The 14,312-nt window shown below is 56.5% G+C and carries 16 protein-coding genes; 12 read left to right on the top strand and 4 right to left on the bottom strand.

Annotated features, from left to right (window positions below):
- Positions 1–39 precede the first annotated feature (39 nt).
- Entirely contained in the window at positions 40–1,122 is a 1,083-nt protein-coding gene (locus N8E88_RS10385) for a substrate-binding domain-containing protein (RefSeq protein ID WP_262291681.1), read from the bottom strand.
- A 358-nt stretch (positions 1,123–1,480) separates the two neighbouring features.
- On the opposite strand from N8E88_RS10385, the gene N8E88_RS10380 reads away from it, so the two are divergent.
- The 3 genes from N8E88_RS10380 (at position 1,481) to N8E88_RS10370 (ending at position 2,630) form a co-directional block, all read left to right on the top strand.
- A complete protein-coding gene (locus tag N8E88_RS10380) occupies positions 1,481–1,813 on the top strand; it encodes a methyltransferase family protein (RefSeq protein WP_262291680.1) in 333 nt (110 codons plus the stop codon).
- A 61-nt stretch (positions 1,814–1,874) separates the two neighbouring features.
- A complete protein-coding gene (locus N8E88_RS10375; RefSeq protein WP_262291679.1) occupies positions 1,875–2,147 on the top strand; it encodes a hypothetical protein in 273 nt (90 codons plus the stop codon).
- A gap of 15 nt (positions 2,148–2,162) precedes the next feature.
- Entirely contained in the window at positions 2,163–2,630 is a 468-nt protein-coding gene (locus N8E88_RS10370) for a DUF411 domain-containing protein (protein WP_262291678.1), read from the top strand.
- Positions 2,631–2,719: 89 nt separating this feature from the next.
- On the opposite strand, the gene N8E88_RS10365 is transcribed toward N8E88_RS10370, so the two are convergent.
- On the bottom strand, positions 2,720–3,148 hold the full coding sequence (locus tag N8E88_RS10365; protein WP_262291677.1) for a cupin domain-containing protein: 429 nt from the start codon (positions 3,146–3,148) through the stop codon (positions 2,720–2,722).
- Positions 3,149–3,332: 184 nt separating this feature from the next.
- On the opposite strand from N8E88_RS10365, the gene N8E88_RS10360 reads away from it, so the two are divergent.
- Together N8E88_RS10360 and N8E88_RS10355 are read left to right on the top strand one after the other, a co-directional pair.
- Complete coding sequence (locus N8E88_RS10360; protein ID WP_262291676.1) at positions 3,333–4,238, top strand: amino acid ABC transporter permease; 906 nt, start codon at positions 3,333–3,335, stop codon at positions 4,236–4,238.
- 8 nt (positions 4,239–4,246) lie between these two features.
- Positions 4,247–5,029 carry an amino acid ABC transporter ATP-binding protein gene (locus N8E88_RS10355; protein ID WP_262291675.1) on the top strand — a complete coding sequence of 261 codons (783 nt, stop codon included), beginning with the start codon at positions 4,247–4,249 and terminating at the stop codon, positions 5,027–5,029.
- A gap of 34 nt (positions 5,030–5,063) precedes the next feature.
- On the opposite strand, the gene N8E88_RS10350 is transcribed toward N8E88_RS10355, so the two are convergent.
- Entirely contained in the window at positions 5,064–5,624 is a 561-nt protein-coding gene (locus N8E88_RS10350; protein ID WP_262291674.1) for a Crp/Fnr family transcriptional regulator, read from the bottom strand.
- A gap of 96 nt (positions 5,625–5,720) precedes the next feature.
- On the opposite strand from N8E88_RS10350, the gene N8E88_RS10345 reads away from it, so the two are divergent.
- Positions 5,721–6,230, top strand: a complete 510-nt coding sequence (locus N8E88_RS10345; RefSeq protein ID WP_262292405.1) for a hypothetical protein — start codon at positions 5,721–5,723, stop codon at positions 6,228–6,230.
- Positions 6,231–6,504: 274 nt separating this feature from the next.
- On the opposite strand, the gene N8E88_RS10340 is transcribed toward N8E88_RS10345, so the two are convergent.
- Positions 6,505–7,794, bottom strand: a complete 1,290-nt coding sequence (locus N8E88_RS10340) for an ATP-binding protein (RefSeq protein ID WP_262291673.1) — start codon at positions 7,792–7,794, stop codon at positions 6,505–6,507.
- Between the two features lie 846 nt (positions 7,795–8,640).
- Between N8E88_RS10340 and N8E88_RS10335 the strand changes: the two genes are divergently transcribed.
- From N8E88_RS10335 to N8E88_RS10310, 6 genes are all read left to right on the top strand, one after another.
- The gene (locus N8E88_RS10335) at positions 8,641–9,309 is read left to right on the top strand and encodes a hypothetical protein (protein WP_262291672.1); all 669 of its coding nucleotides are present in this window, start codon (positions 8,641–8,643) and stop codon (positions 9,307–9,309) included.
- A gap of 31 nt (positions 9,310–9,340) precedes the next feature.
- Entirely contained in the window at positions 9,341–9,922 is a 582-nt protein-coding gene (locus tag N8E88_RS10330; RefSeq protein WP_262291671.1) for an adenylate/guanylate cyclase domain-containing protein, read from the top strand.
- A gap of 792 nt (positions 9,923–10,714) precedes the next feature.
- Positions 10,715–11,143 (top strand): hypothetical protein, encoded by a 429-nt coding sequence (locus tag N8E88_RS10325; RefSeq protein ID WP_262291670.1) that lies wholly within the window; start codon positions 10,715–10,717, stop codon positions 11,141–11,143.
- Positions 11,144–11,225: 82 nt separating this feature from the next.
- Positions 11,226–11,456: a hypothetical protein gene (locus tag N8E88_RS10320; protein WP_262291669.1), complete on the top strand. Its 231-nt coding sequence runs from the start codon at positions 11,226–11,228 to the stop codon at positions 11,454–11,456.
- A complete protein-coding gene (locus N8E88_RS10315; protein WP_262291668.1) occupies positions 11,453–12,907 on the top strand; it encodes a TolC family protein in 1,455 nt (484 codons plus the stop codon). The genes N8E88_RS10320 and N8E88_RS10315 overlap by 4 nt, the downstream gene beginning before the upstream one ends.
- 14 nt (positions 12,908–12,921) lie before the next feature.
- A complete protein-coding gene (locus tag N8E88_RS10310) occupies positions 12,922–14,283 on the top strand; it encodes a multicopper oxidase family protein (RefSeq protein ID WP_262292404.1) in 1,362 nt (453 codons plus the stop codon).
- Positions 14,284–14,312: the final 29 nt, after the last annotated feature.

Genomic DNA, 14,312 nt, shown 5'->3' with positions numbered 1-14,312 from the left:
CGCGCCCGCCCACGACGATCTGAGGAGTTCCGAACGACATCAATTCTCGAAGCGCTTGCCGACGTTTCCGACGGTCTCCTGGGTCACGAGTTGGGCGCGCGTGTCGAGATTGGCCGCCGCTATGCCGCGGTCAATCTGCAGATAGAGCTGCATGACCGGCCAGAAGCCCTGCAGGAAGGGCTGCTGCCCGAGCGCGCCGGTCAGGTCGCCACCCTTCAACGCCTCCTGCTGCGCCGGGCCGAGGTCGAAGCCATAAGCGCAGATCTTGCCGGTCATTCCGGTCTGGGCGACCGCCTTGGCAAGGGCCGGCGTGAACACGTTGTTGCCGGCGAAGGCGCCGACCACGTCACCGCGCGATTCAAACAGCGTGACGATGCCATTCACCGGATCATTCGGATTGGTGTCGATGCCGGTGTTCTCCGGGCCCGCGTCGACCTTGAAGCTCTCGAGCTTACCGGCGTCCTTGAGACCCTTGACGATTGCGTTGAACGCGGATGTTACGCGGTTGTTCACTTCTATGTTGCCCATCGCGGTTGACGAGGGCAGCACGATTGAGCCCTTTTCGATACCTTTTTCCACCAGGCACTTGACGAGCGCCTCGCCGGCAATCGCGGCGGCGGAGGCGTCCTGACCGGTATGGCTTAGGCTGTTGCGGTTGAGGATCGTCCCGTCGAACGAATTGGTGGTGGCAACCGGAATGCCCTTCGCTTCGGCGGCTTTGACGATGTCGTTATAGGCGCCGGCCTGCGGCGTTGTCATGATCAGTCCGTCGATCGTCGGATCCTGCACGATCTGGTTCAGAATTTCGATCTCGCGAGCCGGGTCGTCGGTCGGCGATTCCGAGCCGAGCAGCAGGATCTTGGCGCCGATCAGATTGCCGGCGACGGTCGCGCCGACATAGACAGGGTCGAAGAAGCCATTGCCCGCCGTGTGGGTTACGACCGCGAAGGTCAAGTGACCGTCGGCCGAATGGAAATTCTTTGTGCCGGGGGCTTCCTTTGCGGCTTCATCGAAATTATAGCCGCCAACCGCTTTTTCGACACCACCGGATTGTGCGAAGGCGTGCGAGACGCCGAGCGACAACGCCGCGGCACAGGCCACGAGTAAGAAAATACACCGCATGATTGGTCCTCCCTTGCAATCAAGGGCCGAAAGCCGTTCGGGCGCACTTCTCGAGAGGGGGTCCGAATGCTTCCTCCCACTCGATGATATTCTGCCCAAACCCGGTTCAAGTAAATGGTAAACTCACCGTCCTCGCGCATTTGCTCGTTTTCGACGTGGTTGATGACCATGTCACGGTGACCAGATGTGAGGAATTGTGGGTGTCGCTTTGCTCTTAAAGGCAAATATCAGATTTAGAGACAAAGGAACGCCTTTGATTTTGTTGAATTCCTCATCTCGCCTTTAAGAGCAAAGCGACACTGGTTCATTCCACAGGTCAGGTCTGGGCGACCCTCCTGGGCTATGGGAGACGTTCGCTATGGTGCTCGAAATGATGCTCGGCTCGGTCCTGGTGATGGCCGGGTTGTTTCTGATTGTCAAAGGCTGGGTGGAGGTCTATTTTTACCGTGACAGGCTAATCACCGAGGGTGTCTACGGCGTTGCAAGGCACCCGCAATATGCAGGCATCTTCCTGGTGATTTTCGGGCAGCTGGTGCATTGGCCGACAATTCCGACACTGCTGCTCGCGCCCTTGATTGCATGGTTCTACGTGCGTCTGCCCAAGCGGGAAGAGCATGACCTCATCGAGCGATTTGACATTCAGTACGAGCAATACCGGGAGTTGGTGCCGAGGTTCGTTCCAGATTGGTAGATGTCCGCACGCGGTGTTCAGTTGGGCTCCGTTGCGACTTTAAAATGAAGGGAAGACCGCAATGTACAGTTCATTGAAATTCCTTGGGGTAGCAGCCACCATAGTCACTGGGCTTGCCCTCACATCACCGATTTTTGCTGCCGATGCCAAGCCGTCTCCAGACTCAAGCATGGGGTCGGGCATGATGGAGCACGGCGGCATGATGGATATGATGAAGCAGATGAGCCAGATGATGGAAAGCTGCAACAAGATGATGCAAAGCACTCCCGATTCCGGAAAGCCTAACGAGCAGTGGCGCAAGGATAGGCCGATGCAGCCTGAGAAGAAGGGGTGATGGAGGAACGATCTGATGGAGAGACGTGAGTTCATAGGCACGGGCATCGCGGCAATGGCCGCTGTCGTGGTTGCACGCAACGCGGGGGCCGGGACACATTGGTCGATGACGGTCTACAAAGATCCGAATTGCGGATGCTGCAACCTCTGGTCCATGGCCATGGAGAACGCCGGGTTCACGGTCGAGCGGGTGGACACCAACGATCTGCCCGGTGTCAAGAAGCGCTTTGGCGTGCCCGCCTCCGTCGAGGGCTGCCATACGGCGGTTGTCGGCGGCTACTTCCTCGACGGGCATGTGCCGCTGGAGGCGGTGGCGAAACTGCTGTACGAGAGGCCCGACATTGCCGGATTGGCGGTTCCCGGCATGCCTGTGGGATCGCTCGGGATGGATTACGATCCGAATGCCAGCTTCGATGTCTATGCCGTCGCCAAGGGGCCGGAGCAGAAGACTTCGGTTTATTACGAGGTCAGACCCAGGAACTGAGTTGGCAGCGGCAGTGACTGCCACTCCGGCTGGACGTAAGGACCGATAGCACTCACGGCAGGAGCCCAGCCGGAGAACGCCGACTTCGTTCAGGCAGGGATCAGAATGCCTATTGTGTGAATCCCGACCACCTTGCTGGTGTTTGTGGCCCCGTCCGTTGTGCCTTTGGCACAGGCGTACATCTCGCCTGCTTTGATCTTGAATTCCCTGTCTGGCTTCTTGATGGTGAATTCACCCGCAGTGATGTAGCACAGCATGTCATTGTCCATCATCATTGGCGCGGCCACCGCGCCGGGCTGAAATACAATATCTACCATGTTGATGCTCTTGTAGGCGGGGATATCAGACTTAAACGTGCCCAACTCAACTAACCTGACACCCGGGGCAAGTTCCTTGCCGTCATTTGGGCCGTACTCCTTGGTCTTGGCCACGGCCGGGCCTGCCGAAATGAGCAGAGGTGTTGCGGCGGTCGCCGCTAAACCGAGTGCCAATGCCGACCGACGATTCATGTCTTTCATGGCTTCCTCCCATTTTTTTTGCATGCGGGATGCACCCGCACAGGAGTAGTGCACACCCGACAAAGCGTCCTGTCAAAACAATTTAGCAGGCTCACTTCTGTTGCGGCCCCTTCGGGACGTTCAGTGATGCCAGTGGACGCACCTTCCATGGTCAGCCAGAACCTCGGCAATCGCAGACGGTGTCTTGCTTGCAACCCTCAATGCATGCCGTGCAGCGTCGGGTGCTTGCTGGAGTTTCATTTACGCAAAATCCGGTCAGTTGCTTTTCGGGATCTATCCGTTCGACGAGCGCTGGCGTCCGGCATTGGTGTGTGTGCTCATCATTGCACTCCTCGCCTGGTCGGTTCGGCCGGCCAGTTGGACGCCGCGACTGTTGCAACTTTGGGTCGCGGCCCTCGCGCTCGTCGGATGGCTGATGGGTGGCGGCCTTGGGCTGGCAACGGTTCCCACATCTTCCTGGGGCGGCCTTCCGGTGACCCTGATCTTGACCGTCGTCGCCATTGGGGTCGCTTTCCCCATAGGCGTCTTGTTGGCACTTGCGCGCCGCTCGACGACGATGCCTGCCATGCGGATCATCGCCGTGGCCTTCATCGAAGGAATTCGTGGATTGCCGCTGCTGTCTATCCTGTTCGTCGCATCAATCATGCTACCGCTATTTTTGCCGGACTATCTCCTGCCGGACAAGTTTGTGCGTGCGTTGGTTGCTCTGACGCTGTTTGCATCGGCATATTTGGCTGAGGTGATCCGCGGTGGACTGCAGGCCATTCCAAGTGGGCAATATGAGGCTGCCGAAGCTCTCGGCCTCTCGTTCTGGCGTACGCAGCGATTGGTGATTTTGCCACAAGCAATCCGCGTGGCCATCCCCGCGTTGGCGAATACGATCATCGTGATGATCAAGAACACCAGCTTGGTGCTTGTGGTGGGCCTGTTTGACCTTATCAGTTCAGGTAAAGCTGCGTTGGCCGACCCTGCCTGGCCATCTCCGGCAGCCGAAACATTCCTGTTCATTGGCGCGATCTTCTTCGCGCTGTCCTTCTCCTTCGCCCGGTTCTCCGATTTCCTGGAGCGGCGTGGTAACATCGGTTATTGAGAGATTGCATGACACTTTCCATCGCAAGCCACCCCGGTCCTCAGCAGGCTTCTCGGGATGATGAAGTTGCCGTCGCGTTGACGGGCGTGAACAAATGGTATGGCGATTTTCATGTCCTGAAAGATATCAATCTGAAGGTGATGCGCGGCGAGCGAATTATCGCTTGCGGCCCGTCCGGCTCGGGTAAGTCCACCATGATCCGGTGTATCAATCGGCTGGAAGAACATCAAAGCGGGAAGGTCCTCGTTGATGGTATTGAGCTCACCAACGATCTTAAGTTCGACGAGGTGCGCCGCGAAGTCGGCATGGTATTCCAGCACTTCAACCTGTTCCCGCATCTGACGATCCTCGAAAATTGCACGCTGGCACCCATATGGGTGCGCAAGATGCCGAAGAAGAAGGCCGATGAGATCGCGATGCACTATCTTGAGCGCATCAAGATTCCCGAGCAGGCCAACAAGTATCCGGGCCAGCTTTCCGGCGGTCAGCAGCAGCGTGTGGCGATTGCCCGATCGCTCTGCATGAACCCGCGCATCATGCTGTTCGATGAACCGACATCGGCGCTCGATCCGGAGATGATCAAGGAAGTGCTGGATACGATGGTTCAACTTGCCGAAGAGGGGATGACCATGGTCTGCGTCACCCACGAGATGGGCTTCGCCCGTCAGGTTGCCAACCGGGTGATCTTCATGGATCAAGGCCAGATTGTCGAGCAGAACGCGCCCGCGGAGTTCTTTGACAATCCGCAGCATGAGCGCACCAAGCTGTTCCTCAGTCAGATTTTGCACTGAGATTTTTGGGCTTCTTCAGCGTGTCGGACCGATTTTAAACCGGATTGGCTCGCTTTGAACAGACCGCTCTGCGTTTGGAGAGTTCCCGGTAAAGGGCTTCGGGGCTGGTACCCATATCTTCGGCAACGGTCTTCCATTCGCCCTTGGGAGGAAACTTACCGTCATTCCATGCAATCCAGGCGTCAAGCCGCGCCGCGACCGTCCTGAGCGAGACGATCGCCGCGCTGCGGCGGGCATTCTGAATTTCGCGGGCCATATAGACGTTCCACATATTCGCCAATTCCGCATTGCCGAATATTTGATCGACTAACAGCGTTTTTCTGATCGAAACCAGTTTCGAAGGAAGCAGCGCGACCGCGTCACAATGATAACGATCCGAAAACAGAGAAGCTTCTGCCAGAACTGATCCGGCCGTAGCTCGTTGCATCACGATCGCCGCGCCGTCTGATTGATGCCGCAGCAGCCGGACTGACCCATGAACAACGAGATAAATAAAGCTGACTTTGGAACCTTGCGCAAACACGACTTCGCCTTCACCGAACGACATCTCGTTCGAAGCCAACCTTCGAAGTTGCTCAATCATTTGATCCGACATGATCGCTATCATGTCCCAAATTTGAAGCCCGTGGCAAGCTTTTCGAGGATCAAAGTCGTTGGGAGCGCAACCATGGAATTCGTACGTATTCTCGGAATGATAGCTGTGCTGCTTCCTGCCGCAGTTTACGCTCAGGAGCATCAACATGGAGCAACATCCGCATATGCGGGAGAAGAGAACCGCGAGATCAAAAGCTTATCGGACGAGGAAATCGCAGATCTATGCAAAGGCGCTGGCAGCGGCTTGGCCAAGGCTGCGGAATTGAACGGCATACCGGGGCCTTCACACTTGTTGGAGTTGAAAGACGAAATCCAACTCGACCCGCAACAGACAGCCGCCTTAGAAAAAATCTTTGATCACATGCGCTCGGACGCGATTTCGGAAGGAAACCGCCTCATTTCCTACGAGAATGCATTGGACCTCGAATTCAAAAACGAGACGATCACGGACGAAACCCTTTCAAAAATGATCGCCAAAATCGAAGAAAGCCGAGGCAAGTTGCGTTATATCCATCTATCCGCCCACCTGAAAACGAGGCTGATCCTGACCGTGGATCAGATTGACCGATACAATTCCTTGCGGGGATACGCTGATCCCAAACGATAGATATTGTTACGCAAGGTAGGTGGTAATTTGTCGGCTTATCCCGTTCACTTAGGTTCACACCACTAATTGGGGATCTGTTGAGTATCTCAAGCACGCGACAGGTATCGTGCGATGCGGGCGGCACTGACGGAGGCTGCCGTCGGTATCAACAGACTGAATCGAAACCAGGCGAAAATCCGGTGTTGGATAGCAAATGCCACCCCTTGTTCTCAGCACAAAAATCTGTGCCGCACTGCACGGTGAGATAGGATCGCGTGCCATCTGTGCACCGGGATTAGTCGGTACTCTGGGAAAAAGCCCAAAACGCGGACAAAGGCAACGCGAAGAGCTTTGGGCCAAAGCTCAGGGGGCGGTCTCCAAGGTAGATCACGATCCCGACAACATTCCACATTTTTCCTGGCCCTTCATCGCGGAACCATTTCAGGTGCCGAAAATCGTTCGAATCAACAGTAGCTCCTGCTTTCATCTCAAAACCTACGAGCGTCCTATCCGCTTCTGCGACAATGTCGATCTCGGGTCCCCGCTGATGACGCCAGTGGTAAAGTCGCCAATCACTTTTTTGGTGTGGAAGCGACTTCTGCAACTCATTGTGCACAAATGCCTCAAGAATAGCTCCAAGCGCGGTTGGGTTGGCATCGATAGCGAAGCTGGCCGATGTCAAGTTTCTCAATGCTGCGACTATCCCTGTGTCGACAATGTGGATCTTTGGATGGCGGATGTCGCGACCGACCTCGCCGGATGTCCAAGCAGGAAGCCTCACTAGGAGTGCCAGTTTGGTTAATACGTCCAAATATGTATCCATTGTCTTGCGCTGGATGCCAATCTTCCCGCTGAGGTCCTGGACATTGAGTTCGGTGGCAATTCGTGCGGCGAGTTGATCGATCAACCGACGCATCGCGTCAGATCTCCTGATTTCGAGGATGTCAGCAACATCCCGTTCGACAATCGTATCCACGTAGTCTCGGTAACGTCGTCTGCGGCGACGGTCCTCTAAGCTGCGAATCTCAGGATATCCCCCTGCCAGCATTATATCGACGTATGTGCTCCTTGAGACTTTACCCGGCATCGGCAAATCGGCCAGCGTTGGTCCCTCGGCTCGATTGGCCCAATCCAGAATTCTCGCAGGCCCTTTCTGACTTATTTCGGCGACGCTCATCGGGAGCATCGTCAAGGTCTGGACTCGGCCAGCGAGGGAGTCCGCGACATGCGCGGATGTAAATACGTTCGAAGACCCAGTCAGGATGAATTGCCCCATTCTGCGCCGTTCGTCGACGATCTTCTTGATGGCAAGCGCTAGGCGTTTTGATCGTTGCGCCTCATCTATAATGAGAGGTGCTTCACCCGCTTCGGACACAAGCGCATCAATCTGCCCAACGGGATCAGCTTCCATCGCTGCTAGCACGTTCTCTTCATCCAACGTGACGAATTTTCCAACATCCAGCAAATCTCTAACAAGCGTAGTCTTCCCGACTTGGCGGGGACCGATAATGTTCACAACTCGCGCCGAGCGAAGGGCCTCGATAAGTTCCGCTTTTAGGTGGCGCGGAAGCAGGGACTCATCCATTTGTTTTCCAGTCGCGGTGACTAGTCCGGGGGCGGTGAAATTAATAACATAAACTTGGGGAGATGCACAATAGAAATGTGGGAGAATGTATATTAGATGTCAGGTGAAATGAGTAATAATTGTGCAAGGGAATGAGTAATACAAGCCTTGAGAATACGCTGAACGGCGTGTACCCGAGAGCAGGCACCAGTTGTGATGCGCGACCTGTGCGGACGAAACAAACCCTATAATTCATGCCGCCGCCACGGATTAGCCGTTATGGTTTCCGATGTCATAGGCGACGATGTTCTCCTCGAACGATTGCCGAATTGAACGCATGATGGATCCCCGCAAAAACTGGCGTTCAGGTTTTCACACGGCTCTGATGTTGATGCTTGTCATCACAGCCATAATCCAATCGGCCGCTTTCGCTACTCCACTGATAACTACCTTGCAGCGTGTCCATGTCGAACAAAGCAGCGGGACAACCGCCGCGGCTGGGGAGATGGCATCCCTAAACGTCGAGCGTGACTATACATCGTTGTTGGGTGACGCGATCGAACAGAATTGCGAACAACACTGCCTATCAGGCCTCTACCCAACTGAGAGCGACCCGAATACGAGACAGGCAACGTCGAGGCCCGTTGTGACATTCGCCGACCAACATTTGAAGCGTCGCCACGCCGAAACCCGCGACCGGCCGCCCAAGACAGTCGTCTGACCATTCGCCGGAAGGCGACGTAAGTGCGTGGCCACACAGGCCGCGCGTCGGTCCTCCTGTCTTGAAAGCCCACTCACGAATTTGGATTTCTGCGCGATGCCTGCATCGCACGACTGCATCTCTGTCGGTTTTGGGGGAAAACGCCCATGACACTGCGCGTTCAATCGACGACAACCGACACACGACAGTGGACGAGGGAAATCCGGTCCGCAAGTCTGCGAGCGGCCGTGCTCCTCATCCTGTTCGCTAACCTCATTTTGGGCAACGATCACGACAATTTCGCCGTCCATGCGACCGTCGTACTTGGCTATCTGGCGGTCAGTCTCCTGTCGCTGGGAATGGCGATTACCAGACGCGGAGCCCCCTGGACGGACACGTTCTTCGTCTCCGTCGATGCCCTTATGGTCATCATCGTGCTTTATGAACACCTTTTCCGCTTCGATGTGACGGAGGACCACGGGCTCACGACGCCGAGCCTCGCGATCGCCTTTCTGCTTCTAAATCACGTCGGCCTTAGGCTCATGCCTTCGCTTGTCCTGCTCTTCAGCAGCATAGTTCTTGCGGGATGGGTGTTTCTGCTGCTGCTCATGACAGCCCGGCATTGGTCAGGCGGCATCGACACGCATTTCGTCACCTCCTTCAGCGAGGACCTCGGATTGGCGGCCGCGTTCGCCTTCGCCGCCATTGTCGTATACCTCCTGACGATAGATCACCGGACCATCATGCGTGTGGCGATTGAGAGCGAGGAGCGGCGCATGAACCTTTCGCGGTTTTTCTCACCCTCCGGTCTCGGACCTGCAGGTTGCCAGCGATAGCCTAGACCTCGAACGCAGGGAAGCGGTCGTCATGTTCGTGGACTTGCGGGAATTCACGCGTTTTACCGAAACCGCTCCCGCCGCCGCACTTGCTGAAATCCTGGCAGAATACCGCGGCATTGTTGCTGGCGAAGTGTTTCGCACCGGGGGTACCGTAGACAAGTTCATGGGGGACGGAATCATGGCCGTGTTCGGTCAGCCGAAGCCTTCACCGGACGACGCGGAGCGTGCGCTGCAATGTGCACTGCAGCTTGTGCGAATCCTTGACGATTGGACGGAGTGGCGACGCCTTGAAGGAAAGCCCCCGCTTGACGCAGGCATCGGCTTACACATGGGCACCATCATCGGCGGAGTGCTCGAGAGCGGGTTTCACGACGAGTTCACGGTTTTCGGCGACGTCGTCAATGTCGCGCAGCGCTTGGAAGCGATGACTAAAACCCTTAACGCCTCGCTTGTTGTGTCAGCGGCTATGCTGAGCCGCGTTCCCGCGTCCTTGTCGGCTGCTGACTGGATAAGGAAGGATCAAGTGGAACTTCCCGGGCGGCGTGGAACAATCGGAATCGCTTATCTACAGCGCCGGGTTGGAACGACAGCCCTGATGAGCGTTGTCTGATTGTGCCAGACGAAGCCATAGGAGAGGTCGAAACCAGCTTTCCCGCTGCTGACGCAGGTTTGCCAGACGAGAGCGTTTCTTACTTGCGGGGAAATAGTTCAGGCTGACAGTGGTCAACCAGGATACCCTATGATGAAGGCGACACTTCAGGATCTAGTTTATATTTTGTGCCCGGATGAAGCTGCGCTTGTACCTAGCAAAGTAATCACCCTTTGTGATTGGTGGAATGCCCGTAACCCCAGGCGCATAGGGCGAGCGGATCACTTCGGCGTGTACATCATTGTAGGAAATTTGTTGCGCAGTGGCTTGGCTGAGGACCCTTCCATCCGGAACCCTGTGGATTTTAGACTCAACACCGGGACCGTTGAATTCGGACCTCTTTTTCTTGAATTCAGGTATATGGTAACTGACGGCCTTGTTACACGTTCATACGATATGTCCGGCCGCACAGTAGAATCTCACGGGGGTGCGCCGGATCTATTCCCAGTTTGGTCAGAACTGGCACTCAGTGCGATGCTCAGCAAACAGCTAGCGGGCTCCCGTCAGAATTCATGAAACAACATACACGAGGGTCATGGACGTCAAACATCGTTATTCCGCCGAGTGACGATCGCCGATGAAAAATATGTGAACCCTTTCATTTCACCGAGAAAACAGCCAAACGGGCTTCTTAGGCCATTGCGGAATTGCAGCCGGAGCCTGCCGTTTCATTTCGATCACTTCTTCGCCAATCGCGGGCAGTGCAACAAATTTTGCGTTGACAAATTGCGCGAACACTTGTGGAAAGGCATCATGAAAAGGTTCTTGAACCAGTTGTTGGGAAGCCGATCAGCGTCTTTCAAGGTGCTGCTGGCTCTCGCATTGGTGGTGATGACCTCCATGCAGTTTGCGGCATATGCCCAAAACAGCATGGATATTCTGCAGACCTTCGGTTCTGCCGAAACGGCAATGGGCGGCCATTCCCATGAGGGCGGCCATCATTCTTCAGATGCAGCTGAAACTGCGGATTCAAAACCCGGTCTGTCTGCGGAAAAACATTCGCCCAAACAACTGTCGGCAGACACGGATTGCGAGGTTCATTGTTCGCCGCTCGCAGCATTTGCTCCAAGCTACTTCGAGCCGATGCTCCTGCCCAAGCGCAGCTTCGAGCCTGTTCTGCACCGCGTCCTTACGTCGAGTGCCTACGATAGGCAGGCACGTCCTCCCAAACACCTGATCTAACCTTTCCGTCTCTCGACGGGTGAACTCCGCGCAAACTTTGGTTCGCGCGGTTTCAAGACCTCGTTCAAATTCAGGTTAGAACATGAAAATCGCTGCATTACTTGCGGTGGCGTCGGCGCTGGTCGGCGCTGGATGCACCGCATCACCACGGCTCGCCGACATGGCAACCGAGCCGGCCGCCAATCCGTCATTTGGCACGGCCTCCGGTCACTATCACTCGGTGTTGGGCTCCTATCAACATAGGGAACCCGTCGATCCGAAGAACTGGAGACAGCTCAATGATGACCTTGCGCCGAAGGGAGAAGGTTCATGAGGCTGGCGTCGATGAAAATCCTCGTGGGTATCGCCGGGCCTCTGTTGATCTCTGGTTGTGCGACTTCAGGTACGACGGCCCTGGTTTCGGAACCAGCTGCCGGGTTCAGCACGGTTCAAGCCAAGACGTCCGGAGCGATCGGCAAACAGGCGGTCTGGGCGCAATCACAGGCAGACGCTCGGGCACTTGCTGATCGGACTCGCAGTCTAGTCTACAAGAAGACCATCGGCCCCGATACTGCCGTTCAGGTGGCGCTCCTGAACAATCGCGGCCTGCAGGCCGCCTACGCCGAGGTGGGACTGTCAGCCGCTGACGTCTGGCAGGAAACGATGCCCGTCAATCCAACCGCGTCCGTCAGCTACAGTTCCATCGGCATCGGCCGCATCATCGAAACGGCGATCACGGGCAACATTTTAGCGTTAATGACACAATCCAGACGCGTCGGCGTAGCCGATGCACGTTTCCGCCAAGCGCAATTGAAGGCGGCAGTGGAGACCCTGCGGGTTGCTGCCGACACGCGGCGAGCCTGGATCAATGCCGTGTCGGCGTGGGAAACGGTTTCCTATCTCAACCGTTCACAAGCGGCCGCCGATGCTGCGTCGGACCTTGCTCAAAAGCTCGGAGAAACCGGTGCGTTCTCCAAAACCGGACAAGCGCGTGAACATGTATTCAATGCCGAGCTTACGGGCGAAACTGCAAAGGCGCGTCTGAATGCAAGGCTCGCCAAGGAAGAGCTGACCCGCCTGATGGGGCTGTGGGGGCAGGATATGGACTACAGTGTCCCCAATGCTCTCCCCGCATTGCCGAAGGGGCCGAAGAACAAGTCGGGCATCGAGGCGGAAGCGCTACGCAACCGGGTCGATCTTGACGTGGCGAAACTTGAACTTGAAGCGACCGCGAAATCCTACGGTCTCACCAACGCCACCCGGTACGTCAGTGATCTCCAGCTCATGGGCGGCGTCGAAGCAGAGCGGGAAGAGGAAGAAGGCGAGAAGAGGGATGTGGTTTCCGGGGCCGCCGAACTGGAATTTACCATCCCGATCTTCGACACCGGAAAGGCGCGCATGCGAAAGGCGGAACTGTCCTACATGCGCGCGGCAAACCTTCTGGCCGAAAAAGCGGTGAACGTCCGCTCTGAGGTCCGTTCCGCTTACCAGGCCTATCGTTCCAAATATGACATCGCCCGTCATTACCGCAACAGCGTCGTGCCGCTGCGGGCGAAAATCGAAGAAGAGTCGGTGCTCACCTATAATGGCATGATCACCAACACCTTCGAACTCCTGGCCGACACCCGCGCCAAGATCAGCTCCAATATCCTTTCCCTAAACTCCAAACGCGAATTCTATCTCGCCGAAGTCAATCTTGGGACCGCCATTTACGGCGGCGGTTCTTCTGGGGGGGGCGGTGAAATCGAAGTCGCTACTGCCGAAGCAGAGGCAGGTGAAGAATGAACAAGGAACCGACAATGCTATCAAGACGCCAGTTATTGGGCGCGGGTGCCGTTCTTGCAGGTGCCACCGCCTGGACCAAGACTTCGGCCATGGGCCTGCCCGATGCCCCGACCATGCAAGCGCCCGAAACCCAGCCGCCGCTGTTTCCGGTTTCAGGCCAGGACTATCAGCCTGTCGCCACCATTAACGGCTGGACCTTGCCGCACCGCATGAACAACGGCGTGAAGGAGTTCCATCTGGTGGCGGAACCCGTTGAGCGGGAGTTCGCGCCCGGCATGACGGGTTATTTGTGGGGGTATAACGGCCAGTCGCCGGGCCCCACGATTGAAGCCGTCGAAGGCGACCGCGTCCGGATCTTCGTTACCAACAAGCTGCCGGAACACACGAGCGTGCACTGGCACGGGATGATCCTTCCATCCGGCATGGATGGTGTGGTCGGACTGACCCAGCCAGGCATCCCGTCAGGCAAGACCTTCGTCTACGAGTTCGATCTGGTGAAGAGCGGCACCTTCATGTACCACCCGCACGCCGACGAGATGGTGCAGATGGCCATGGGCATGATGGGTTTCTTCGTCATTCATCCGAAAGACCCGAAATACATGCGCGTCGACCGGGACTTCGTGTTCCTGCTCAATGCCTACGACATCGACCCCGGCTCTTATGTTCCGCGTGTCATGGAGATGACCGACTTCAACATCTGGAGCTGGAACAGCCGGATCTTCCCGGCGATCGATCCCCTGGTGGTGTCGATGAATGACCGGGTACGGGTGCGTGTGGGCAACCTGACGATGACCAATCATCCGATCCACATGCACGGATATGATTTCGAGGTCACCTGCACCGACGGAGGCTGGGTCCGCCCAGAAGCTCGCTGGCCGGAAGTGTCGATCGACATCCCGGTCGGTGCCATGCGAGCCTATGAATTCGACGCCGTTCATGCGGGCGACTGGGCCATCCACTGTCACAAGTCGCATCACACGATGAACGCGATGGGGCATGACGTGCCGACGTTCATCGGTGTCGACAAGTCGAAACTGGCCGAGAAAATCCGCAAGGTTCAGCCGGAATATATGCCGATGGGCAATCGGGGCATGGCCGACATGGGCGAGATGGAAATGCCTCTGCCCGACAATACGATCCCGATGATGACGGGAACGGGCCAGTTCGGTCCAATCGAGATGGGCGGCATGTTCTCGGTCGTCAAGGTCCGCGAGGGCATCTCGGCCAAAGATTACGCCGATCCTGGATGGTACCAGCACCCGAAAGGTACCGTTGCCTACGAGTGGACTGGTGATCTGCCAACTCCCGAAAAAGCTGCTGGGCCTGAAACTAAAACTCCCGACGCCACCAAGCACTCCCAAGGGCACAAGGGGTGAGGAAAACTGCATCAACAATTAAACGGAGA

Source organism: Phyllobacterium zundukense, from assembly GCF_025452195.1.
GTDB classification, from domain to species: Bacteria; Pseudomonadota; Alphaproteobacteria; order Rhizobiales; family Rhizobiaceae; genus Phyllobacterium; species Phyllobacterium zundukense_A.
The sequence above is the reverse complement of the archived record's forward strand: the minus strand, read 5'-3'. Positions and strand labels throughout refer to the sequence as shown.